This is a genomic window from Faecalibacillus intestinalis, from assembly GCF_015097455.1.
GTDB lineage: Bacteria > Bacillota_I > Bacilli_A > Erysipelotrichales > Coprobacillaceae > Faecalibacillus > Faecalibacillus intestinalis.
Window position 1 is genome coordinate 1,739,187 of sequence record NZ_AP024085.1, and the last position, 21,937, is coordinate 1,761,123.

24 protein-coding genes are annotated in these 21,937 nt (G+C 28.0%); 7 read left to right on the forward strand and 17 right to left on the reverse strand.

From position 1 onward, the window contains the following. Positions 1–3 precede the first annotated feature (3 nt). The 12 genes from Fi14EGH31_RS09435 to Fi14EGH31_RS09490 all read right to left on the reverse strand — a co-directional run bounded on the left by Fi14EGH31_RS09435 (position 4) and on the right by Fi14EGH31_RS09490 (position 12,442). Positions 4–864, reverse strand: a complete 861-nt coding sequence (locus Fi14EGH31_RS09435; protein ID WP_022002765.1) for a diacylglycerol/lipid kinase family protein — start codon at positions 862–864, stop codon at positions 4–6. 55 nt (positions 865–919) lie between these two features. After that, the gene (locus tag Fi14EGH31_RS09440; protein ID WP_117787299.1) at positions 920–1,099 is read right to left on the reverse strand and encodes a hypothetical protein; all 180 of its coding nucleotides are present in this window, start codon (positions 1,097–1,099) and stop codon (positions 920–922) included. 62 nt (positions 1,100–1,161) lie between these two features. Continuing rightward, positions 1,162–1,698: a hypothetical protein gene (locus Fi14EGH31_RS09445; RefSeq protein ID WP_117825051.1), complete on the reverse strand. Its 537-nt coding sequence runs from the start codon at positions 1,696–1,698 to the stop codon at positions 1,162–1,164. A gap of 294 nt (positions 1,699–1,992) precedes the next feature. After that, positions 1,993–2,700: a hypothetical protein gene (locus tag Fi14EGH31_RS09450; protein WP_117787297.1), complete on the reverse strand. Its 708-nt coding sequence runs from the start codon at positions 2,698–2,700 to the stop codon at positions 1,993–1,995. A gap of 146 nt (positions 2,701–2,846) precedes the next feature. Beyond that, on the reverse strand, positions 2,847–3,761 hold the full coding sequence (locus Fi14EGH31_RS09455; RefSeq protein ID WP_022002770.1) for an N-acetyltransferase: 915 nt from the start codon (positions 3,759–3,761) through the stop codon (positions 2,847–2,849). Between the two features lie 104 nt (positions 3,762–3,865). Beyond that, on the reverse strand, positions 3,866–4,183 hold the full coding sequence (locus Fi14EGH31_RS09460; RefSeq protein WP_200764734.1) for a hypothetical protein: 318 nt from the start codon (positions 4,181–4,183) through the stop codon (positions 3,866–3,868). Positions 4,184–4,506: 323 nt separating this feature from the next. Continuing rightward, positions 4,507–5,265: a GGDEF domain-containing protein gene (locus Fi14EGH31_RS09465; RefSeq protein ID WP_158562020.1), complete on the reverse strand. Its 759-nt coding sequence runs from the start codon at positions 5,263–5,265 to the stop codon at positions 4,507–4,509. Positions 5,266–5,506: 241 nt separating this feature from the next. Then, positions 5,507–6,073 (reverse strand): DUF6037 family protein, encoded by a 567-nt coding sequence (locus Fi14EGH31_RS09470; protein WP_022002774.1) that lies wholly within the window; start codon positions 6,071–6,073, stop codon positions 5,507–5,509. 285 nt (positions 6,074–6,358) lie between these two features. After that, complete coding sequence (locus Fi14EGH31_RS09475) at positions 6,359–7,252, reverse strand: DUF7916 family protein (RefSeq protein ID WP_022002775.1); 894 nt, start codon at positions 7,250–7,252, stop codon at positions 6,359–6,361. 56 nt (positions 7,253–7,308) lie between these two features. Then, on the reverse strand, positions 7,309–9,060 hold the full coding sequence (locus Fi14EGH31_RS09480; RefSeq protein WP_117787291.1) for an ABC-F family ATP-binding cassette domain-containing protein: 1,752 nt from the start codon (positions 9,058–9,060) through the stop codon (positions 7,309–7,311). A 45-nt stretch (positions 9,061–9,105) separates the two neighbouring features. Next, on the reverse strand, positions 9,106–10,725 hold the full coding sequence (locus Fi14EGH31_RS09485; protein ID WP_117813126.1) for a hypothetical protein: 1,620 nt from the start codon (positions 10,723–10,725) through the stop codon (positions 9,106–9,108). A gap of 157 nt (positions 10,726–10,882) precedes the next feature. Then, positions 10,883–12,442: a vWA domain-containing protein gene (locus Fi14EGH31_RS09490; RefSeq protein WP_117813128.1), complete on the reverse strand. Its 1,560-nt coding sequence runs from the start codon at positions 12,440–12,442 to the stop codon at positions 10,883–10,885. A 215-nt stretch (positions 12,443–12,657) separates the two neighbouring features. On the opposite strand from Fi14EGH31_RS09490, the gene Fi14EGH31_RS09495 reads away from it, so the two are divergent. Genes Fi14EGH31_RS09495 through dnaK form a run of 4 tightly spaced genes read left to right on the forward strand, consistent with a single transcriptional unit; the run spans position 12,658 to position 16,279 of the window. Then, positions 12,658–13,050, forward strand: coding sequence for a hypothetical protein (locus Fi14EGH31_RS09495; protein ID WP_022002779.1), 393 nt, complete (start codon positions 12,658–12,660; stop codon positions 13,048–13,050). A gap of 2 nt (positions 13,051–13,052) precedes the next feature. Continuing rightward, positions 13,053–13,886: a DUF5685 family protein gene (locus Fi14EGH31_RS09500; RefSeq protein ID WP_022002780.1), complete on the forward strand. Its 834-nt coding sequence runs from the start codon at positions 13,053–13,055 to the stop codon at positions 13,884–13,886. Next, entirely contained in the window at positions 13,883–14,506 is a 624-nt protein-coding gene (locus Fi14EGH31_RS09505; protein WP_022002781.1) for a J domain-containing protein, read from the forward strand. The genes Fi14EGH31_RS09500 and Fi14EGH31_RS09505 overlap by 4 nt, the downstream gene beginning before the upstream one ends. A 12-nt stretch (positions 14,507–14,518) precedes the next feature. Further along, the gene (dnaK, locus tag Fi14EGH31_RS09510) at positions 14,519–16,279 is read left to right on the forward strand and encodes a molecular chaperone DnaK (protein ID WP_118346623.1); all 1,761 of its coding nucleotides are present in this window, start codon (positions 14,519–14,521) and stop codon (positions 16,277–16,279) included. Between the two features lies 1 nt (position 16,280). Here the strand turns inward: dnaK and Fi14EGH31_RS09515 are convergent, their stop codons facing one another. From Fi14EGH31_RS09515 to Fi14EGH31_RS09535, 5 genes are all read right to left on the reverse strand, one after another. Then, positions 16,281–17,006 carry a hypothetical protein gene (locus tag Fi14EGH31_RS09515; RefSeq protein ID WP_107029000.1) on the reverse strand — a complete coding sequence of 242 codons (726 nt, stop codon included), beginning with the start codon at positions 17,004–17,006 and terminating at the stop codon, positions 16,281–16,283. Beyond that, the gene (locus tag Fi14EGH31_RS09520) at positions 16,996–17,553 is read right to left on the reverse strand and encodes a hypothetical protein (protein ID WP_200764735.1); all 558 of its coding nucleotides are present in this window, start codon (positions 17,551–17,553) and stop codon (positions 16,996–16,998) included. The genes Fi14EGH31_RS09515 and Fi14EGH31_RS09520 overlap by 11 nt, the downstream gene beginning before the upstream one ends. Further along, on the reverse strand, positions 17,546–18,082 hold the full coding sequence (locus tag Fi14EGH31_RS09525; protein ID WP_200764736.1) for a prolyl-tRNA synthetase associated domain-containing protein: 537 nt from the start codon (positions 18,080–18,082) through the stop codon (positions 17,546–17,548). The genes Fi14EGH31_RS09520 and Fi14EGH31_RS09525 overlap by 8 nt, the downstream gene beginning before the upstream one ends. A gap of 3 nt (positions 18,083–18,085) precedes the next feature. Continuing rightward, positions 18,086–18,667, reverse strand: a complete 582-nt coding sequence (locus tag Fi14EGH31_RS09530; protein WP_117480311.1) for a GNAT family N-acetyltransferase — start codon at positions 18,665–18,667, stop codon at positions 18,086–18,088. A 70-nt stretch (positions 18,668–18,737) separates the two neighbouring features. Beyond that, positions 18,738–19,583, reverse strand: a complete 846-nt coding sequence (locus tag Fi14EGH31_RS09535) for a YitT family protein (protein ID WP_022002787.1) — start codon at positions 19,581–19,583, stop codon at positions 18,738–18,740. Between the two features lie 84 nt (positions 19,584–19,667). On the opposite strand from Fi14EGH31_RS09535, the gene Fi14EGH31_RS09540 reads away from it, so the two are divergent. From Fi14EGH31_RS09540 to Fi14EGH31_RS09550, 3 genes are all read left to right on the forward strand, one after another. Next, positions 19,668–20,318, forward strand: coding sequence for a Crp/Fnr family transcriptional regulator (locus Fi14EGH31_RS09540; protein WP_107029065.1), 651 nt, complete (start codon positions 19,668–19,670; stop codon positions 20,316–20,318). A 48-nt stretch (positions 20,319–20,366) separates the two neighbouring features. Continuing rightward, on the forward strand, positions 20,367–20,999 hold the full coding sequence (locus Fi14EGH31_RS09545; RefSeq protein ID WP_117787279.1) for a ribonuclease HIII: 633 nt from the start codon (positions 20,367–20,369) through the stop codon (positions 20,997–20,999). Positions 21,000–21,074: 75 nt separating this feature from the next. After that, positions 21,075–21,935 carry a Cof-type HAD-IIB family hydrolase gene (locus tag Fi14EGH31_RS09550; RefSeq protein ID WP_200764737.1) on the forward strand — a complete coding sequence of 287 codons (861 nt, stop codon included), beginning with the start codon at positions 21,075–21,077 and terminating at the stop codon, positions 21,933–21,935. Positions 21,936–21,937 lie beyond the last annotated feature (2 nt).

A 21,937-nucleotide genomic window follows, 5' to 3' on the forward strand; every position in this document is an offset into this window, starting at 1 on the left:
TCCTTAATAAACTAATTGAATTTTTTTATGTAAACATTTTAAGTGATATGTTCCTGGTTCATATTTTTCACCATCAATATTAACATATTGATTGGTTTTGACCCAAACATCATCTTCTTTAAAATGTTGAAATTTTTTTGTTTTATGTAACTTATTGGTAATGAGTCCTTTTAAATAATACGGTAATTCTTTTTTAGAAATCTCACCCACTACAGACATATCAATCATCCCATCATCTAAAGATGAATAATACCCTGCCTGATAGCCTCCACCAAAATAATGACCATTACAAAAGGTACAAATCAAAACATTACCTTGATAAATATCTTTATTATATGTATAAATATCGGTTGGATAAAATTTTAAATGAAAGATCTTATTTAAAATCGTTAAACTATATTGCATAATTCTTGGAAATAAGGTTGTCTTACGATTTGTATTCACTAGATTTCCAACATCAGCATCTAAACCACAACAAAAGACATTGATACAATATAAATCTTCTTTGCATTGAATCACATCAATTGCTTTGGCTTGCTTATTTAATGACTCTTTAAAAATCTTTATCGCATCTAAATTTTTGTAGATGCTTCTAGCAAAATCATTACCTGTTCCTTGCGGAATGACAACAAGTTCATGAAAAGACCCTACCATGCCATTGACCACCTTATGAACAAAGCCATCTCCACCTATCGCATATAAACGACAAACTTCCTTTTCATCTTGATAAGACAAGGCTATCTTTCTTGCATCATCTAAATCTTTGGTATAGCGTAATTCATAACGTTTTCCTTGCATCATTGTTACTATACAATTAATCAAACTTTTAGAAGTATCTGGTTTTAATATAAAGATATGTTTCATGTTTATCACCTTATTCATTATAACATAAAAGAGAATGTCTTTGACACTCTCCCAACTATCTTCTTTTCTTATTCTTTCTATAAAAATAACAAATAATAAAAACAATAATTAAAATAGCCAAAATAACAACTTTATTAGATACTTCTACTGGTTTATAAAAAACACCAACACTTCCTGATAAAAAAATCATTCCTAGTAAACATAAGATAATAGCGATAATAATTCCTTTTTTCATAATGACCTCCATAAAAAACGATTGACCTATGATTATTTTATCATAATTCAATCGTTCTTTCATTAAAAATCATATAGCTTTATTGCTTGTTTTTTTAAGTACTCACTGATTAAACGCAAGCTTTTTCGTTCATTTTCATAACCTTCTAACTTATGGTATTCTTCAATACAATTAAGTTCAATACCGTTGTAAAGTTTACTTCTAATGATCAAATATAGATAGTCTTTCATATTGCTTCGCGTGTCACCTCGCCATTGCCAACCTATACATTTTTCACATATTTCCATATATGAATCATTTGATATTTGAGCACATAAATCATCTTGACCATATCGCAAACAATTTTTTATTATTAAATCTTCAATTTCTTTTTCTTCTTTTACGTATACATATGGCTGTATCTTATCATTACAAAATTCATTCCATAAATCTTCCCTAATATTAGGTTTTAATTCAGGATGATCCAAATAATATTGAATAATTTCATCTTGTGTGATTTCTTTTTCTATAACTATTTGTTCTGCTTTAAAATGTTTTGAACTTCCAATCACACAACTATCAAGTGTATCGATTAAGAATAATCTTTCATCAACTCCCACAGGACTTCTTCCCTTTAGGGGAGCAAGAATATTCATACAATCAGCAACTTCTTCTATCGTGCCACAAAAACTATACCCATTTTCACTAAAAGCAATGTCTTCTTTGGTCTCTACTTATTGTTTAGGAATACCAACTTCAAAAATATCCCTTCCATTTTTTAAAAGAATTTTAGAGCGTAAAATACCATTTTCATATTGAAGTGCCTTATATCCCTTCATAATATATCCTTCTATCCTTATTCTCTTATTTTATTTAAATAACCATATATGATCATCAATTTTTACTTATATGAATTAAAAAAGAAAACCACTTATTAAATTTACTATAATACCTAAAATTATAGTTAAAATAATTGTAACAAATATAAAGTTTCTTATTTTTTCATTTTTTTCTTCAATACGTATATTTTGTCCTATGCGAAACTCTGTGCATGGAAATAAATTTCTTTTAATATTTCTAATACTTGATAATGATATAGTAATCCATATTCCACAAGTCCATATACTCATTATTGAAATTTGTACTAACTCAGGAAATATAATATTTTTTACATTAGTATATACAACAATAAATAACATGCCAAAACCTAATAGAAAAGTCATAATTGGCAAACGAGATAATATCCGATAATTTAATTTAAAATTGCTTAAGCATAATTCTATTTTATTTTTTAATAATAAATAATCATCCCCATTATCAAATTGAAATTTAATTTCAGTATTTGGATGTGTTCCATTGTCAAAAATCAATGTTACTTGATTATCTTTAAATTTACCAGTTATTGACATTTTTACAATTCGATAAGTCTTTTTTTCAAAATATTCAAAACATTCATCAATATCCTCAAAAAAACATGCCGTATCATTAGTACATTCTGTTTTAATTTCAAAAAACATATGCTCATCATATTGTAAAAATATATCTTTTATACTGACCAATAATTGCTTATCTACTTTATGTCCTAACGGATATTTATGTATCTTAAATACTTCTTCTCTCATTTTAATCCCTTTCTATATTATCTTTTTAGAATTATTTGCTGATATTTATTATTTAAATATAGCTTCTAATCCTATTGAGCTTTCATTTCTTACTATTTTATCATATTTTAGCTTTTATCATAGTATTTAATTTATATTATCCATAATTACTTAAACACTCGAGAAATTCTTCTTCCATCAATAGTAAACCCTAATTTATTGAAAAAATGTTCTTTACGATCAGCATGTTGATCATCTATAGGAGAGGTTCTTCCATAGATTTTCTTAATTAAATTTGTTTGTCTTATATAATTGAAAAGAAGATTAAAAGCATTTTTACCTATACCTTCATTAATATAAAGAGGTGCAACATCAACAATATATAACTTATCATCTTCAACTAATTCAAAATATACTACTGATTTCCAACCATTATCATCTACATATAATACATCATAATTAGAATCTCTTTCTAATAAAAGTAAACAGTACTTATCTTCTTTATGTTTTAATCGATAATACTTTTCATCTAAGACCTTTATTCCTTGTCGTACAGTACAATCATAAATCGCTTCTCCAACATAATATTTCAAGCGATCCGTAAATTTATACTGTTCATATTCTTTTTCTTTTCTTTCATAACACCTTGTATTACATCTTGTAGTAATTGGTGGTATTTCAGCATCTATAAATATGATAGGAATAGTTTTTTGAATCATTTTCTTTTCATCTTCAAAGAGATAAACATGGTGATAACTTATAAGTACATGTATTCCATCTTTGGAAACTACAGTTTGAATATCATCAATAGCTTCTATAATATATTCAAACTGATAATTTTCATCTAGTTTTAGATTCAAACACAGCGTCTTGTTTCTATAATCTAATTTATAATCAATGATTTCATATTGATATTTCTTAGTGTCATAATTTGTAATAATCATTTGTACACATCTATATTCTTGTTCCAACAATGCATTTAATAAATCAAAATCTTGTAAGAGTATATATTTATCTTCTTTTTTAGTTGTTTGTTGTTCTTCATTTTCTTTTGATATGTGTTTTTTTAAAAAATCAATCATACTTGGTTAATCCTACATATATTTTAAGATGATATACAAAATGGAGATTTCCAATAGTACCTTCATACTACTGATATATCCCCATTTTATGGGCATAAGTTTTTTTAATATAAATGTAAATCTACTTCTATCAATTTATAAATAAGTGGATCTCTTAAATCGCCTTCTACTTCATATGCTAAATTACGAAGTTCCTTAAGTATTTGTAATAACTTCTCATTAGACAAATTTACATTATGAATATAGTTTTGAGTAGCCGTTCTTGCAACTTCACTTTTAGTCGTTTTTAATTGTTTTGCTTTTCTATCTAATAGATTAAATTCTGATTCCGCCATGTAGACTATTAAAACATTATTTTTTGTTATAACATTCTTTCCTCCGTGTAATTTTTTAAAAAACATGCATAAATGTACTTCTTTCAAAAAATACCTTTTTAGATATTACTGTTTTATTTATTAATGACCCATTCTAATATATTTCTAGCACAGTATTGATTATAAATTCATATTCAATGTTATCATAAATGGCTATTTCTTCATAAACTACTTGTCCATCATCATATTCTAACTGCAAAAAAGATATTTTCTTTTAAATTGTTAATAGTTGATGCATTATATGATTGGTCATATGATTTATGATAGCCTGTTATTGCTATAAGCAGCACAAATAAAACAATGAATGATCTAATCACTTTATCCATAAAAGTATCCTCCGCTTTATCTATTTAAAAACTGTTATTTCTTTTCTATAACAACTTTTTATGCTTTTTCTTTCCTTGATACATAAGCTTGTCTGCATACGCGAGAGCTTCATCGATGTTGTTTATGTTATACATACCACCAATAGAAACAGAGAGCTGAACATCATCATCAACAAAGATGTTTTGTACATGATCAGAAATTCTATTAAGTAACATTTTAAAATCACCATATTCGATATCTTGGAAAACAAGTATAAATTCGTCTCCACCATAACGGATAAGATAATCATCTTTTCTAATGCAATCTTTAATGGCCTTAGAAAGTTTTTTTAAAGCCTCATCACCTGCTGCATGTCCAAAATGATCATTGATTTCTTTAAAGCCATTGGCATCGATTATCGCTAAAGTGATAATGTTATTCATATTTCTAACGTATTCTTCGTAATATCTTCGATCATAGGTTTTAGTCAAAACATCTTGATAATATTGTTTGTTGTAATTGCTTATTTTATCTATGAACTGTGATTTTCCATAAGATGATAGAAGAATATTTTCTTCTGTATGACAAACGATTTCTAAAACATAAGGTTGACGGTTGATCTCGATGTATTCTGCAATGATTCCATAAACATTACGATCTACAAATTTTAATTTAACAACTTGTCCTTTTTTCTCGTAAGCTTTTCGCGCAATACAGTTTATACATGATTCTCTTCTTTCCCAAAACCTGAAACATTTTTCTGTGGTCTTTTCTAATCCATGTTTTGTAGCATAAATAACTGAATAATTTCTTACATCGGTCAATCGTGCACTGTCAAAGATCTCACTGAGGTATTTAATGGCATCATCGATTTGTTGATCATCATATTGAAGCAGGGTATTTTTTTGAGTAAATTTAGGAATACGACTTGCCTTTTCTATTTGTCCAATCGCTCCAACATATTGACCTTCTTGCCATAAAGAACTAGCATGCGCCCTGTACCATTTCTTTTCATCATTTTCTTCTATAGAAAATTCAACAAAAATATGAAGTATCTTAATAAAACTATTCTTCAGGATTATTTGGATTTATTTCATTACGAGGATTATCAGTCCACAATGAACTAATATTATGCTCACGACAATAGTCTGCCACCTTTTTACCAAAATAAAATTCCGTTTTGTCAAAATTACGTGCTCTTCGATGATCTCTTGTATGATCATTCCAACCACAGAAATATATTCTCTCCGCTTCATCTACATTGCGATATGGAAGATATGCACGTAAATCAGTATATTCAACGCCTTGTCTATTAGAATGTTTAGGTGCTTTTTCAGAGAGCATTTTAAGAAACTTTGAAGAATTAAAACCATCTTCAGCATAGTTTAATTTCAGTATTCTACAAAGTTCAAAATATTTATTATCTGGCATATCAACAATAAAATCATCATCCATTTTTAAAACACATCCCCAATTATGTGTATGAATTGCGACAAGGATTTCATAACCGCCTGTAACAATAGATAAAATAGTATCAAATTGAAAACCATTATACACAAAGGAATAATGTTCTTTATCAATCTCATTTTTTTTCATATCTTTAATTAAACTCTCAAATGCAGGACATCTCATAACCATTTCCTCCTTTATAATTTTATTAAAAAATTCTTTAGTAAAAGTACTTATTTGATAATACAGTGTATATTATATACTTAGACCTCGTGTCTCGTTGTTCATATTTCAAAATAAGTGTTATATAAAACAAAAAAGTGAACTTTAATTTGTTTTATAAAATACAAATACTAAACTTATAAATAATAATACATTAAAAAAAGAAAAAACTGCAACAAATAATTAGAATTATTTGTTGCAGTCATTTTTATATAACACTCCTATCACTTTTATATAAATGACATTCTATCTATTAATTGATGAAGCAATCTTATGATATGTATGTCTTTTACCACGAATAGCAATTGATAAAGCCATAATATTTTCAGGTAAAGCAATACCACAGAATCCCGCATCTCCGATATGTTGAATATCAATACCACAACGTTTATTTAATAAAGCAATTTCACGAATAGTACCTTCATCTGCCCCTTCTTGACTTGTTCCAATAGCACTTAAAGATAAAGCACCATGTGCCTTAATATAACGACAAGCTTCTGTTACTTCTTGTTCAGATAAACCAGGAACAGTATTAACAGCAGGCATTAAAATAACATCTGCACCCGCTTCAATAAATTCTTTAATACTTTCCATATCAACGATTGGTTCATCAATTCCTGCAGCATGCATTTTTCCAGCAATAATTAATCCTTTAAAATATTTTTTAGCTTCTTTAATTGCTTCACAAATTGAATGATTTGAAACACCAACTCCTGGATTTCCTGTTAAACAAATAAAATTAAATCCTAATTCTTGAGCTTTAATATATGTTTCTTTTGTAGCTTGTCTTCCTGTAGAAATAACACGTCTTTCTTCCATTAAATCAGCATCTAAATCCACAGGTTCCAAGTTACATCCAATTGGTCTACCAACAATTTCTTTTAATTTATCTACTGGATTATCACATGCTGGTAATCCTTTAATTTCTGGATGATTACAATCAAAACAGTTTAATAAAACCATATCACTTCCAAATGAAACTGCAAGTTCAGCATTTGTAAGATCTCCTAATAAAGGTTCAATCGCAACAACTGTTTCTGTCATCACAGTTCTTCCTTCACTAGCAAGAATTGCTTGTTTTAATTCTTGACCATCCATTTTCAACATTTCACTACTTGTACAACTTAATAATCTTTTCATTCCTCAAACCTTCCTTTTCATATCTCTATTATCCTACATGTATATACAAAGGTCAATTATTGATTTTCAATTTGTTCTTGTAATTCTAACAAATAAAGATAACGTTCATTCTTTTCATCAATTTGATTTTGAATTTCATCTCTTTGTTTAGAAAGCTCATCAATTTCTTTAAAATCAGTAACACCATTCATCTTTTCTTCAACTTCATTTAATTTTGTTTCTAAATCCATAATGACATCTTCAATTCCTTCAAATTCTTTCTTTTCCATATATGTCATTTTGATTTTATTTTGCTTACTTTGTTTATAAGCCAAAGCCCCTTGTCCTTTTTCTTTTTCTTCTTTAGTAGAAGTATCTAGATTTTGACTATAACCTCCATTAACATAACGAATATGTTGATTTTGTAAAATAAATAAACCATCACAAATACGATCTAAGAAGTAACGATCATGACTAACTGTAATAATAATTCCTTCAAAATGATCTAAATAATCTTCTAATATATTAAGTGTATCAATATCCAAATCATTCGTTGGTTCATCTAAAACAAGAACATTTGGCATCATCATTAATACACGTAATAAATAAAGTCTTCTTCTTTCTCCACCAGATAAACGAGAAATTGGTGTATGTTGTAATCTAGCGTCAAACAAAAATCTTTCTAACATATCTTTAGCTGATAATCCTTGTCCATCCACCTTAAAATCATTAGAAATTTCTTGAATATAATCAATGACTTTTTTATTCATTGGTAAATCATCATATCCTTGTTTAAAATAACCAAAACGTACAGTTTCTCCAATTTCAACATACCCTGTATCACTTTTTAAACTTCCTGTAAGAATATTTAATAATGTTGATTTACCTGTTCCATTATCTCCTAATATTCCAATACGGTCATGTTGTTTAAACATATAAGAAAATTCATCAAATAGTTTTCTTTGACCAAAACTTTTAGAAATCTGATTCAGTTCAATTGTTTTCTTTCCTAAACGAGAAAAAGTATGAATCATTTCAATTTTCCCATTCACTTCTATATCTTTTACTTTTGATAATTCTTCAAATCTTTGCAGACGATCTTTACTTTTAGTTGTACGTGCTTGTACGCCAGCACGTACCCATTCAAGTTCTTTCTTTAAAAAGAGTTTTCTTTTTCTTTGACTAGAAAGTTGTGTTTCTAATCTTAATTGTTTCAGTTCTAAATATTTTGAATAATTGGCTTCATAGTTATAAACTTGTCCATGATCTATTTCAACAATACGATTTACTACTCTTTCTAAAAAATAACGATCATGAGTTACCATTAATAATCCTTTTGACCATTTTATTAAAAACTTTTCTAAATATTCAATCATACTATTATCTAAATGATTGGTTGGTTCATCTAAAATTAATAAATCACAAGGCTTCATTAAAGCAATCGCTAAAGCTACTCTTTTAAGTTGTCCTCCTGAAAGTTCTTTGATTTTTTGATTTTCATCATAAATTCCAAACTTACCTAATTGAGCCTTTATTTCAAAATCATGAATATCTTTTGAATCAATTTGTTTATAAACTGTTTCCATAATTGTATCCATTTCATTATACAAAGGTGTTTGTGGTAAATAATTAATACGTAAATCCTTTTGATAAGTCATTTTCCCTTGATAATCTTCAATACCTGAAATAATCTTCAAAAGCGTTGATTTGCCAGTCCCATTAACTCCTAAGATTCCTATTTTATCTTTATCTTCAATATGTAATTCTATTTGATCTAAAATACATCTTTCTCCATTATACTTTGTTATGTCTGTCATCGACACTAACATTTTCATCACCCACGCTATCATACCACAAACAAAAACAAAACGCGACTAATCGCGTTTTTTCATCACATATTTAATAAAGAATAAAAGCATAACAGTTAATGAAAGACCTATAAGTGTATACCAATAATCCATTGGTGTTGTATCTCCTGTTTTAACAGCTTGTACCTTGACAGATTCTGTAGGTGTTATTTCTGTTTTAATGTCTTCTTTAATGATTCCATGTGCGGCTTTAGCTTCTAAGGCATGATATGTTTGATTCTTTTCTATATTTACAAGATATAATCGATCTAAATGTTCTCCATCCCATCTGTGTTGTAACGTATCTTGATACCAACCATCTATTTTATGATTACAATCATCTAAAATCCAATTATTACCTACCGTACTCAAATAAACTGAGCCTGTTTCTTCTCCATAAAGATCATCACCAGCTAAACGTGCATGATTGTTATATAAAACTGTACTAGATAATGTTAACTTTCCAGCATTATAAATTCCTCCACCTTTACCTACACGACATGTATCAAGTGGATTACCTTTTTGATAACCTCCATTTGAAGTAATAATAGTTTGATTACCAAGATAAAGATTTCCATAATTAGAAATACCTCTTACATAATTATGAGAAATATTTACTTTGGCACCATCTTCAAAAATAACATCATCTGAATTAGGATAAAAATATATTTTTTGTGCTCTTTCATACCATCCATAAACTCCAAAATTTAAAGCAGATGTTTGAGCATAATATTTAGATTCATCATCACTTGCTTGATACTGACTTCCATTATATTGAGCTTCTAGCTTTCCTCCTTTTTTAACAATCATTGTACGTTTTTGTTTACCTTGACTTAAAAGGGCACAATTTTTATTTTCATTCATTTTTAATGAAGATGTTTCATCTACATAAAGTTGATTACCACTATACATATTATAACCAACTTCATTATTTAAAAGTGATACACTTCCTTGATTTGTAATATTTAAATTTCCTTTAACAATAGCTTGATTTGTACAATTTTGAATAACAAGACTAGAATGATCTACATTTATATGAAAACCTGTTATTCCATTTGGTTCAATCGCATCCTCTATGTTATACTTAGCATTATTATTAAGATTTAAAATACCATATGATTCACCCATCATTGAAGTATACTTCATTTGTTTTAATGAAACTACTGAATGATCTACATTAATAATCGCACCATTACTCGCATAGATACCATAATTTACAAAAGAAACATGCGATTGATTGATTAAATCTAAAACACCAGTTGAAGACATAACAACCGACCATGTATTATTTCCAGATGAATACATATTATTAAATTGTACATCACATTGATTAAATGTTAAATGTGCCTGTATATTTAAACGTCCTTGACTTTCACTATCATTTGTTTGACTTTGACAGGGAACTGATATTTGATGATGATTTCCTATAATTTCAATATCTTTATTAATAGTTCCTATATCTAAAATAACATCATCTAATAAATAAATCGGTCCTTTTTGTTTTTCATCTAAAATATCCTTGATAGCTTCTTGAAATGATTCATAATAATGATCTTGTATTTGTGCTTGATAATTCATAGCTTTAACTGTATGCATATTTAAAATTAAAATCATCAAACAAATACTTATTTGTATTAATTTTTTCATAATCTTCCTCCTTCTTTGTTTAAATAATAAAAAGGAGATATTATAAAGTTTGTCGGATTTTTTCTTATTAAAAATAAATACATTTTCATTTATAAAATCGATGGAAAAACTTAAAAACAACTGTCAATAAAGATATAAAATCAAAGAAAAAAGAAGATTATTCTTCTAATCTTCTTTTAAGCACAGATACAATTGAAATTGTTAGTAGAGAAAGTACTATATAAGGATAAATCATTTGTTCATCCCCTGTTTTTACACTTTTTTTAGCTGTTTGTATCTTTGTTTCTTGTTTAGGATTCTCTTGAATTTTTGTATTTTGAACACTATAGCTTACTGTCGGATTTAAAAAATCTTCAATTTCTAAAGCATTTCCATTACTATCTACAGGATGTAAAGTAGCTCGAATATTCGTCTTTAAATTATCTTTATTTAAATGACCATCTTCATCATAGTAACCATATTCTCCTGCTTGTTCTTGAGGATTTGTTAGTATAACAGTATAAATAAGTTGAACTGGATCAAATTGTGTAACAGGAACATTCATTTTCCAAATAAAATGTTCCTCTACTCCAGAATAATAGTAAAGTTCATAATCATAACCATCATTTTGCTTATTAAATCCATAATGATAACATGTATCATCTTCTATCATTTCTGGTGTATATTTCTTTTGACCAACCATCATATAAAATTGATTAACTTCATTAACAAAATCAAAATTATATTCATTTCCAAATTGATCTTTTCCTTGACCAATATAATCTTCAACATAACTTCCTTTATCTAATAAATAATAAATATCATTTTGAATAGCATCAAAAGAAACTTCTTCATTATTTGATAAGTATTCCATAAAAGAAGTTGCCCAAGGATAATGACTTTGACCATTAGCCTTCATCACATAACAATGATACCCTTCTTCTTTCATATTTTGATACGTATCATTCGTATAATAAAGTGCTTTATCAACTGAATTTAAATACTGATTCGATTCTAATACAGGTGTTGAAACTGTTGGTGTTTGTCCATAAATATAATCATATTTATTACCTTGACTTTCTAATTGATTCTTTACATTTTTAAAATATGTGTTCCATTCAGGAATGGAATCACTATATTTAGATTTAAAATTATCAGGACCTGCCCAATTTAAAACACTTCCATCATTTTCAAAAGACCAAGCGGTAACTGTTGGTTCTTGATTATACATATAAGTAATACCATCACTTACAAAAACCATATATTTCCTTTGAGCTTCTACTTCCTTGTCATTATCCAACAATTCCTTACCAGCTAATAATCCTGCATGACTATTTGTTCCAGAAGTAATTTCTTGTTGAATTGCTTCTTTGATTTGAGACATTTGACTTGTAAGATTAAACCATGAAGATACATGTGCTGTTTTATTAAAAATAACAATTCCTACTTTTACCTTTGCATCTGTTTTTTCAATCTGTGCTTTAAGTTGTTCTAACATTTCTAATGCTTGATTTTCAATTTGTGCACTAGTTGACTTATCTAAAACAAAAACAACATCAGAAACTAAGTTTTCGCTTTTCGAAGGTAGTGAAAGCGCCACTTGACTTTGATAATTTGAATCTAGTTGAGTAGCTGTTTTTGATTTAGAAATTTCCCATTTTAAACCAGTTGCTTCAACAGGTTTCATCATAAAAAACAAGCTTAGAAATGTTGTTAAAAGACATATTAATTTTTTCATTTCTTTCTCCTTTCCACTACTACCATAGAAAGAAAAAGTTATAAAATATGTCAGTTAATGTCTTTTTAAAATTTCTAATCTATTTTCATTTAAAATATTTATTTTTTATCATCATATTCTGTCATAGAAAATCAAAATATAATGTTTTTTAGAGTTCATGTTTAATACACAATTCAATAATATAATCTCCTCATCAAAGTGAAGGAGATGTTTTTATGAAAGAAAAGTTAATCCGCTTTATGCAAGGAAGATATGGTATAGATACATTAAACAATCACGCATTATTTCTAGTGATTGCTTTATTTATCGTCAATATATTTTTCAACAATAGAATTATAATGTGGTTAGGTTATTTAATTTGGTTATTAGTAATCTATCGTATGTTTTCTAGACAAACATACAAACGTTATCAAGAAAATGAAAAGTATCTAAAAAGCATTAAACCTATTCAACAATGGTTTAATTTACAAAAGAAAAGATTGTCAGATAGAAGTCATAAATATTATCGTTGCCCGTCTTGTAAACAAATGGTAAGACTTCCTAAAGGAAAAGGAAAAATTATTGTGACTTGTCCAAGCTGCCATCAAAAATTTGAAAAGAGAACTTAAAAATGTTTGGTTATGTTGTTATTAATAAACCCGAATTAAAAATAAAAGATTTTGATCAATATCAAGAATATTATTGTGGTTTATGTCAATCTTTAAAAAAGAATCATGGAAGATTAAGTCAATTTACTCTTAATTATGATTTAAACTTTGTAGGTATTTTACTTTCAAGTCTTTATGAACCTCATGAAAATCATTATTTTATCCATTGTCCTATACATCCTTTTCATAAAAAAAGAGTTTGTACAAATGAATGTATGGATTATGTAAGTGATATGACCATTATATTAACTTATTATAAATTAGAAGATGATATTCTAGATGAAAATTCTTTAAAAAGTAAATCCCTTATTCAATTTATAAAAAAGAAATTTAAAATTGTTAAAAATAAATATCCTCAAAAAGTAGAAACTATTAAAGAACACTTAGATCAAATCCATTATTTAGAACAAACGAATTGTATGGACTTAGATAAAATAGCTGGTCATTTTGGCCATATTATGGCTGAAATATGTGTTTATCAAGAGGATATTTTCAAGGATGATTTATATCAAATGGGATTTTATTTAGGTAAGTTTATTTATTTAATAGATGCTTTTGAAGATGTTGAAGAAGATTTAAAAAAACAAACATACAATCCTTTTAAAGATCAATTTAAAGAAGATAATTTTCAGGATTATTGTTTTAAAATATTAGAAATGATGATTTCTAGAAGTAGTTATTATTTTGAAAAACTTCCTTTAATTAAAAATATTGAACTTTTAAGAAATATTATTTATAGTGGTATTTGGACAAAATTTGAACTAATCAAAAAGAAAAGAATGGAGGAACAATCATGAATCCCTATCAAATATTAGGTATATCCCCTAGTGCTAGTGATGATGAAGTAAAAAAAGCGTATCGTACGCTTTCTAAAAAATATCATCCTGACGCTAATATTGGAAACCCTCATCAAGCAGAATACACTGAAAAATTTAAAGAAGTCCAAAATGCATATAAAACTATTATGGATGAAAGAAAAAAAGGTTTTAGACAACAAAGTTATGGTGGTCAAACAACTGGTGGTTATCAATATACAGGTAATGATCAAGACGCTTATCAAGAAGCTCAAGGATTTATTCAAGGCGGACGTTATCAAGAAGCACTTAATGTTTTAAATCAAATACGTAATAAATCAAGTATGTGGTTTTATTTATCTGCCATTGCTGAAAATGGTTTAGGAAATAATATACGTGCTCAAGAATATGCTCAAACAGCCTTACAAATGGAACCTATGAATATGCAATATATTCTTTTAGTGAACCAATTACAAGGAAATACGAATCAATATCGTCAAACAAGCCAACAATATGGAAATCCTGCAAGTATGATGAATTGTTGCTATTCAATTATGTTATTAAATTGTATGATGTCTTGTTGTTGTGGTAGCGGATATCATTATCCTATTTTATGTTGTTAGAAGGAGAAAATTATGGCAAAGGTTATTGGAATTGATTTAGGTACAACAAATAGTTGTATGGCTTTTTATGAAAACGGAAAAGCTAAAATTATTGAAAATAAAGAAAATCAAAAAACAACACCAAGTATTGTTGCTTTTGATAAAGATGGAAAGAAACTTGTAGGAGAACTTGCAAAACGTCAACAATCGATGAATCCAAAACGTACAATTTCTTCTATTAAAAGAGAAATGGGAGATAACTATCATGTGGAAATCGATGGTAAACAACTATCTCCTCAACTCATTTCTTCTATGATTCTACAAAAATTAAAAACGGATGCAGAAGCTTACTTACAAGAAGAAGTAACACAAGCCGTTATCACAGTTCCTGCTTATTTTAACGATGCACAAAGGCAAGCAACTAAAGATGCTGGAAGAATTGCTGGTTTAGAAGTATTAAGAATTATTAATGAACCAACAGCTGCTGCTCTTGCCTATGGTTTAGAAAATGCTTATGGTCAAAAGGTAATGGTTTTTGACTTAGGTGGTGGAACTTTTGATGTTTCGATTATTGAAATTGGTAGTGGTGTTATTGAAGTTTTATCAACAGCTGGGGATAATCATTTAGGTGGAGATGATTTTAATACAGCCATTAGTGACTACGTCCTTGATACTTTTTCAAGACAAGAAGGAATTGATTTAAGAAAAGATCAAATTGCTTTATCTCGTATTTTAGAAGCTAGTGAACAAGCTAAAATAGAACTTTCAAGTCAATCAAGTACCATCATTAATTTACCTTTTATTTATCAAGATGTAAATGGTCCAAAAAATTTAGAAATCACTTTAACAAGACAAAAAATGAATGAACTGACAAAATCTTTAATTGATCGTCTTGTTTTACCAATGCAAACAGCCTTAAATGATGCAAGATTAACACCACAAGACTTAAATAAAGTCATTTTAGTGGGAGGTTCATCACGTATTTTAGCAGTTCAAGAAAAAGTAAAAGAAATTACTCAAATGGACCCAAGTAAATCCTTAAATCCTGATGAATGTGTAGCTTTAGGAGCTGCAATCCAAGCAGGAAAACTAAGCGGTGAAATGGTTTTATATGGTGAAGATAATGATGTTTTATTATTAGATGTTACACCTTTGACACTTTCTATTGAAACTGTTGGTGGTGTTGCTACACCATTAATTCCAAGAAACACAACGATTCCAACCAGTCACAGTCAAGTCTTTACGACATCAGCAAACTTTCAAACACAAGTTGAAATCAATGTTTTACAAGGAGAAAGACCACTCGCAAAAGATAATCAATCTTTAGGTAAATTTAAGCTTAAAAAAATCAAACGTGCGATGCGTGGAGTTCCACAAATTGAAGTTACTTTTGATATTGATAGTAATGGTATTGTTCACGTTTCTGCTAAAGACTTAGCTTCTGGAAATAGTCAAAGTATGATAATTGAAGGTTCTTCTAAAATGTCTGATACAGATATTGAAGAAGCTATTAAACAAGCGAAAATGTATGAAAGCCAAGACCAAGTTACTAAAGAAAATATGCTTTTAAAAAATGAAGTTGAAACATTGATAATCAATGTTCAAAATGGTCTTGCAACGCATAAAAAAGAAATGGATAAAGCTTTAAGAAAACAAATTAAAGGTGAACTTGCTTCTTTAATGAAAATAACTAGAAAATTCAATTATGAAACAGCTTCGCCAGATGAAATTCAAAAAATAAAAGATTCTAAAAATCATTTAGAATCTCTAGCTCAAAATATCATCGAGAGATAATTTATCTCTCGTTTCTTTTTTCTAATATTTCATCATGTTTAATAAAACCATAAGTTGCTACAATTAAAGAGCCTCCTAAATCAAGAGCTAAATCTTTCATTGTATCCTTTAAAGCTTCATGTCCTTTTAAAGGAATATCTTTTTTAGAAACAAGTGTTCCTTTTGTAGAAGCCATATATTGTTGAGCATTGGTATGAAAGAGCCCATCACAACTATATTCTAATAATTCCCAAAAAGCCCCTATTCCTAGCGAAAACACAACTAAAAATAAACATGTAAAATATTTATTCATATAAATATATTTGCTTTTTTCAGCCATCATCACATGAATAAACCATAAGGCTACAAAAGATAAAATTATACCCGAATGGAAATGTAAAAAAGAATCCCACCATGGATATCTTCCATAAAAATCAAGTCCATCTCCTAAAACTAAAGCATTAAAGGCAAAAAATGCAATAACTATATAAAGTGTTAAAGGTACTTGCATCTTAAACCATTTTTGTAAAATTCTAGGTGCTGATAATACAAGTAACATCGCACTAAATTGAAGAATACGAAAAATCATAGTTGTCACATATTTTATGTAAACATCACCAATATGATGGCGGAAAGCAATAATAAAAATTGTCCAGCCTACATGATAAATCAATAATAAAATCGTTAATATAAATAGTATTTTTTTAATAAGCAAAAGTCTTTTTTCTGTTAATTTCTTATTTTTCATAAAAAAACCAATCCCATCCTTTCTTCATTCTTAGTTCACTTTCAAAAAAATGATTTCCATTATTTTTTTGAAAGAAACAATCATTTTCTTTTTGATAGATTTTATAAGCTTCTAAGGTGTTTTTCAACACATTTTTCATCAATGCATTTCTTGTTTTATGTTCCTTACTTCCTAAACTTAAATAGATTCTTTTGTTTTTTATAGGATGATTCTTTAAATACTCTAACCACCCTTCTTGCCATAAAGACCCAGATACACTGATAGCCCCATCTAAATCAAGTTCATGAAGTGAATAAAGACTAAATAAACCTGCTAAAGAATAACCGCTAATATAACATTTTAAATATTTGTTTTTTAATTGTATTTGCTTAATTTTTTCTAAAAGAATTTTCCCTCTTTGATTTGTTAAAGAAAGTTCATTTTGCCAATCATCAATTTCAATTACTTTTAAGACATAAGAACTCTTTTGAAAATAGGCTTTAACTTCTTCTAGCCATTCATTTTGTCCTTTCATGCACAAATAAATCATGATTCCTTCTTTATCCATCTTGAACCTCCACAAAGATTGCTTGATGATTAATGGCTGGTAAAATTTTATCAAAAACATCTTGCATTTTAATTTTTAGACTACTTGTATTAATGCATGGATGACAACCTAGGTATTCATCTTCTAATAAATCTTGATCCATTAATAATTGAACATTGTTTTTAACGTCGTTCATTAGTCCTAAAACACTAACAGAACCAGGTGTAATATCTAAATATTCATGCATTTTTTCATCACTTCCAAAAGAAAGGCGGGAACTGTTGATTTGTTTCGATATATTTTTTGTTTTGAATTTTTTATGTCCTTTTAACATTAATAAATAATACTGGCTTTTATTGGAATTTACTAAAAATAAATTTTTGCATATTGTTGCTTGTAAAGATTTTTCTATTTCTAAACATATTCCCATCGTATCTGCTTTTTCATGGTCTATGCGTTGATAATCAATATGTAGTTTTTCTAACAAATCATAAACTCTTTCTTCTTTAGCTATCCTTTTTTCTTGTGGTCTGCCTTGTTTTAATTCCATTTGTTATTCCTCATTTAAATCTATTTGATCTTTGATTTTATTAAATTCAATAATTGGCAATTGATTTTCTAAATGTTCCCCTATAAATTTTTCCATCCATACCATATCATACCAACGATTAAATTTATAGCCACATTGATGAAACTTACCTATCATTTGATATCCCAAATGATGATGATAATCAATACTATTAGTATCCAAATATTCATCATTTTCAATAGGTGAAGAAATACACGCATTTAAATTTGTAATATGTTGTGCTTTTAATGCTTTTTCTAAGGCTAAATAAAGTTTTTTACCAATCCCACATCTTTTTAAATCATAATTAACATAAATTGATGTCTCAACACACCAATCATAAGCGACCCTATTTTTAAAACAACTTGCATAAGCATAACCGACAATTTGATCATTCTCTTTAGCAATCAAATAGGGATATTTTTCCATAACATGAACCATTCTTTGTTTAAATTCTTCAACAGATGGTACCTCATATTCAAAAGTAATCGCTGTTTTTTCAACATAATAGCGATAAATCTCTACTAATTCTTGTGCATCTTCTAAAGATGCAATTTCAATTTTCATAACTCATTCCCCCGTTTTCCTTATTATCTATCAAAATAAAAAAGATGTCCACCTAAATGAACATCTAAGATTAAGCTTCTCGCATTTCTTTTGTATATGTAAAACCATTTCCACTAACTTCTTCTACATGAGAAACAATAATAAATGCTTTATCATCAATCTCTTTAATCTTATCTTTTAAATCAGGAAGTTTACGATATGGTAAAATTGTTAAAACAACTTCTGTATTTTCTTTTAAAAACCCTGTTTTACCATCTAATAAAGTCACTCCCGCATCCATATCATTTAAAATCATTGTTTTCATCTTTTCAATTTCTTTTGTCATGACAAGAACTTGAACACAACCTTTACCTGATGATAATAAATAATTCATCATATAAGCTGTAATCAAAATTGTCATAATCCCATAAACAATTTCAGGAACACTATGGAAAGAAATTTGTAAAATAAGAATTGTCGCATCAATACCATTAACAAGTAAAGTTACGGGAACTTTAAAATGTTTTTCAACAATAAGCGCTAAAATATCAAATCCCCCTGTTGATCCTCCAGCTTTTAAAACAAGACCAATTCCAAGTCCTAATAAAAAACCACCTAAAATACAAACAAGAAGTTGATCATCTAATAAACCATGTAAATAAGTTTGTTGATTAAAAAACTCTAATAAAACAGGAAATAAAAATGTTGAAATCAATGTTTTCATTGCAAATGTCTTTCCTAAAAAACAAAGACCTATTAAAAATAAAGCAATATTAATAATTGCGACACATAAAGAAACAGAAATTCCTGTATAAAAATGAAAAACTGTACTAATACCAGAAACCCCTCCTACCACAATAGAATGATCTAAAATTAATGCACTAACCGCAAACGCCATTAAAACATTTCCAATAATAATTTGAATCACTTTTTTCATATCTCTCACCTCGCAAGAAATAATAACAGTTTTTCTTTTATCAGAATGTAACCTATGTTACAATTTAACAAAGAAGGTGAAAAAATGAAAATTAATGAAGAACTATTTGACTACTTTAAACAAGTAGGAACTATTAAACATTATCAAAAAAATGAGATTATTTATATGCAAGATGATTGTGCCGATGAGTTATGTCTTGTTTTAAAAGGCAGAGTACGAGTTTATCATATTAAAAAAAATGGTGATGAAATCAATTACGATGTTCTTGATAAAGGACGTATTTTTGGGGAGTCTTCCCTTTATGAAAATGCTTATCGTCCTACTACAGTTTCCGCAATTAATGATGTTGAAATTATTACTTGTCATTTACAAGATCTTTATCCTTATTTATCATCTTCACTAGATTTAACGATTTCTTTATTAAAAATGTTAAATGATAATTGTAATCATTTAACGCAATTACTCAAATGGGCACAAACCTATAATCGTTATGAAAAAGTAGCCGCTTTTCTTTATGATTTATCAAAAGATAATAATAAAGAAAAAAATTTACTTTTTGGCCGTATTCCTTATACGCATCAAGAAATTGCTGATTCTTTAGCTATATCTCGAGTGACCGTTACTAAAGTACTTAATCAGTTTAAAGAAGAAGGACTCATTGATATTCAATACGGTCATATTCAAGTACTTGAACGTCAAAAACTCTATAATCATTATCTAGCAAAACTCGATTAGTGAATAATTAAAAAAAGATATGTTATAATAAATTATGGGAGGGATAATATGGAAAATCACGTTGGATGTTATGAAACAGGATCACTCGATTTTTTTGGACCATTATGCGTTGTGGCTTGTTATGTTGATCAAAAAGATGAATTTTGGTTAAATAAGCTAAATTTAGAAGTTACAAGCAATGAAGAAATAATACAGCTTGGAAAAGTATTAAAAGAAAAGCTTACTTATAGTTTACTTTTATTAGATAATAGTCATTATAATCAATATGTTAGTGAAGGACAAAAACTTTCTTGTATGAAAGCAAATCTCTATAATCAAGCAATGATCAATGTCATTCAAAGAATCAGTCATCCTATTTCAATAAAAACAATCGATGCTTTTTTAGCACCTAAAAAATACTATCGTTATTTAAAACACAAAACCATTGTAGTACGTCACCTTGAATTTAAAAAAGAGGATATATCACCAGCCATGATGTGCGCAAAAATCTTATCACAATATGCTTATCTTCAATATTATCAAAACATGTGTGATTCCTTAGAAATCACTTTACCAAGAGGCTTTAATATTCTTGCAAATGACGCTGGTTGTCTTTTAGTAAAAAAATATGGACAAGATATTTTAGAAAAAGTATCAAAGACTAATTTTCCAAATTATAAACAAATTTTAGAAAAAGTTTAGACTCTTTTTCTTTTTAAGAAAAAACCATTTCTTATCATCTATTTTTTTTATAATAGAACCATGGAGGAAATGAATATGATTAAAATGATTGTCAGTGATGTTGATGGAACCTTATTATCTCATGGTTACATCAATCCTAAATGTATTGAAAGTATAAAAAAAGCACAAGAAAAAGGAATTGAATTTGTTGTGGCTTCAGGAAGAGATTATTATGGCGTGACAAGTGTTTTAGACCCTTTAGGTATAAAATGTTCGGCCATTTTAGGAAATGGTGCTCAATATTGTAATAAAGAAGGAAAAGCCATCATGGATTGTTATTTAGATAAAGAAATGCTTAAAGAAATTCTTCCTGTCTTTATTGAAAATAATACACCGTATATGATTTTTACCACAAATGGTTTTTATAGTACTTTAAAACCCGATTACGTAAGAGATCGTTTTGCTTATCGCGGTAGTGTCCGTTTTGGAAATAAAATGGAAGATTTTTTACCAGGAGGTCCAATGAGTGATTCTCCTGCCTGTCAAATTCAACAGTTTGATTCGATTGATGAATTCATAAAAAAAGATTTAGACATCATCAAAGTAGAAGCTTTTTCACATGATGAATCTGAAATACAAAAGGTCCTTCCTTATTTTAGAGATATGAAAAAGATTGCGTATTTATCTTCATATCCTGATAATGTTGAAATTACAAATGAAAATGCGCAAAAAGGACTTATTTTAGAAAAAGTAATTGACCTATTAAACATCAAAAAAGAAGAAGTTATTGTTTTAGGAGATGGTATGAATGATATTACTCTCTTTGAACGTTTCCCTTATTCTTTTGCGCCAAACAACGCTGAAAAAGTTATTCAAGAAAAAGCTTATAAAGTTGTTTCAAGTTGTAAAGATGGAGCTGTTAGTGAAGCTATTGAATATGCTTTAGAAAACTTATAAAA

Excerpts from the sequence above, each read along its gene's own strand:
- Fi14EGH31_RS09435 (WP_022002765.1), bottom strand. The coding sequence starts at position 864 with ATGAAACATATCTTTATATTAAAACCAGATACTTCTAAAAGTTTGATT.
- Fi14EGH31_RS09440 (WP_117787299.1), bottom strand. The coding sequence starts at position 1,099 with ATGAAAAAAGGAATTATTATCGCTATTATCTTATGTTTACTAGGAATG.
- Fi14EGH31_RS09450 (WP_117787297.1), bottom strand. The coding sequence starts at position 2,700 with ATGAGAGAAGAAGTATTTAAGATACATAAATATCCGTTAGGACATAAA.
- Fi14EGH31_RS09455 (WP_022002770.1), bottom strand. The coding sequence starts at position 3,761 with ATGATTGATTTTTTAAAAAAACACATATCAAAAGAAAATGAAGAACAA.
- Fi14EGH31_RS09470 (WP_022002774.1), bottom strand. The coding sequence starts at position 6,073 with ATGAGATGTCCTGCATTTGAGAGTTTAATTAAAGATATGAAAAAAAAT.
- Fi14EGH31_RS09475 (WP_022002775.1), bottom strand. The coding sequence starts at position 7,252 with ATGAAAAGATTATTAAGTTGTACAAGTAGTGAAATGTTGAAAATGGAT.
- Fi14EGH31_RS09480 (WP_117787291.1), bottom strand. The coding sequence starts at position 9,060 with ATGTTAGTGTCGATGACAGACATAACAAAGTATAATGGAGAAAGATGT.
- Fi14EGH31_RS09485 (WP_117813126.1), bottom strand. The coding sequence starts at position 10,725 with ATGAAAAAATTAATACAAATAAGTATTTGTTTGATGATTTTAATTTTA.
- Fi14EGH31_RS09490 (WP_117813128.1), bottom strand. The coding sequence starts at position 12,442 with ATGAAAAAATTAATATGTCTTTTAACAACATTTCTAAGCTTGTTTTTT.
- Fi14EGH31_RS09495 (WP_022002779.1), top strand. The coding sequence starts at position 12,658 with ATGAAAGAAAAGTTAATCCGCTTTATGCAAGGAAGATATGGTATAGAT.
- Fi14EGH31_RS09500 (WP_022002780.1), top strand. The coding sequence starts at position 13,053 with ATGTTTGGTTATGTTGTTATTAATAAACCCGAATTAAAAATAAAAGAT.
- Fi14EGH31_RS09505 (WP_022002781.1), top strand. The coding sequence starts at position 13,883 with ATGAATCCCTATCAAATATTAGGTATATCCCCTAGTGCTAGTGATGAT.
- dnaK (WP_118346623.1), top strand. The coding sequence starts at position 14,519 with ATGGCAAAGGTTATTGGAATTGATTTAGGTACAACAAATAGTTGTATG.
- Fi14EGH31_RS09515 (WP_107029000.1), bottom strand. The coding sequence starts at position 17,006 with ATGAAAAATAAGAAATTAACAGAAAAAAGACTTTTGCTTATTAAAAAA.
- Fi14EGH31_RS09520 (WP_200764735.1), bottom strand. The coding sequence starts at position 17,553 with ATGGATAAAGAAGGAATCATGATTTATTTGTGCATGAAAGGACAAAAT.
- Fi14EGH31_RS09525 (WP_200764736.1), bottom strand. The coding sequence starts at position 18,082 with ATGGAATTAAAACAAGGCAGACCACAAGAAAAAAGGATAGCTAAAGAA.
- Fi14EGH31_RS09530 (WP_117480311.1), bottom strand. The coding sequence starts at position 18,667 with ATGAAAATTGAAATTGCATCTTTAGAAGATGCACAAGAATTAGTAGAG.
- Fi14EGH31_RS09535 (WP_022002787.1), bottom strand. The coding sequence starts at position 19,583 with ATGAAAAAAGTGATTCAAATTATTATTGGAAATGTTTTAATGGCGTTT.
- Fi14EGH31_RS09540 (WP_107029065.1), top strand. The coding sequence starts at position 19,668 with ATGAAAATTAATGAAGAACTATTTGACTACTTTAAACAAGTAGGAACT.
- Fi14EGH31_RS09545 (WP_117787279.1), top strand. The coding sequence starts at position 20,367 with ATGGAAAATCACGTTGGATGTTATGAAACAGGATCACTCGATTTTTTT.
- Fi14EGH31_RS09550 (WP_200764737.1), top strand. The coding sequence starts at position 21,075 with ATGATTAAAATGATTGTCAGTGATGTTGATGGAACCTTATTATCTCAT.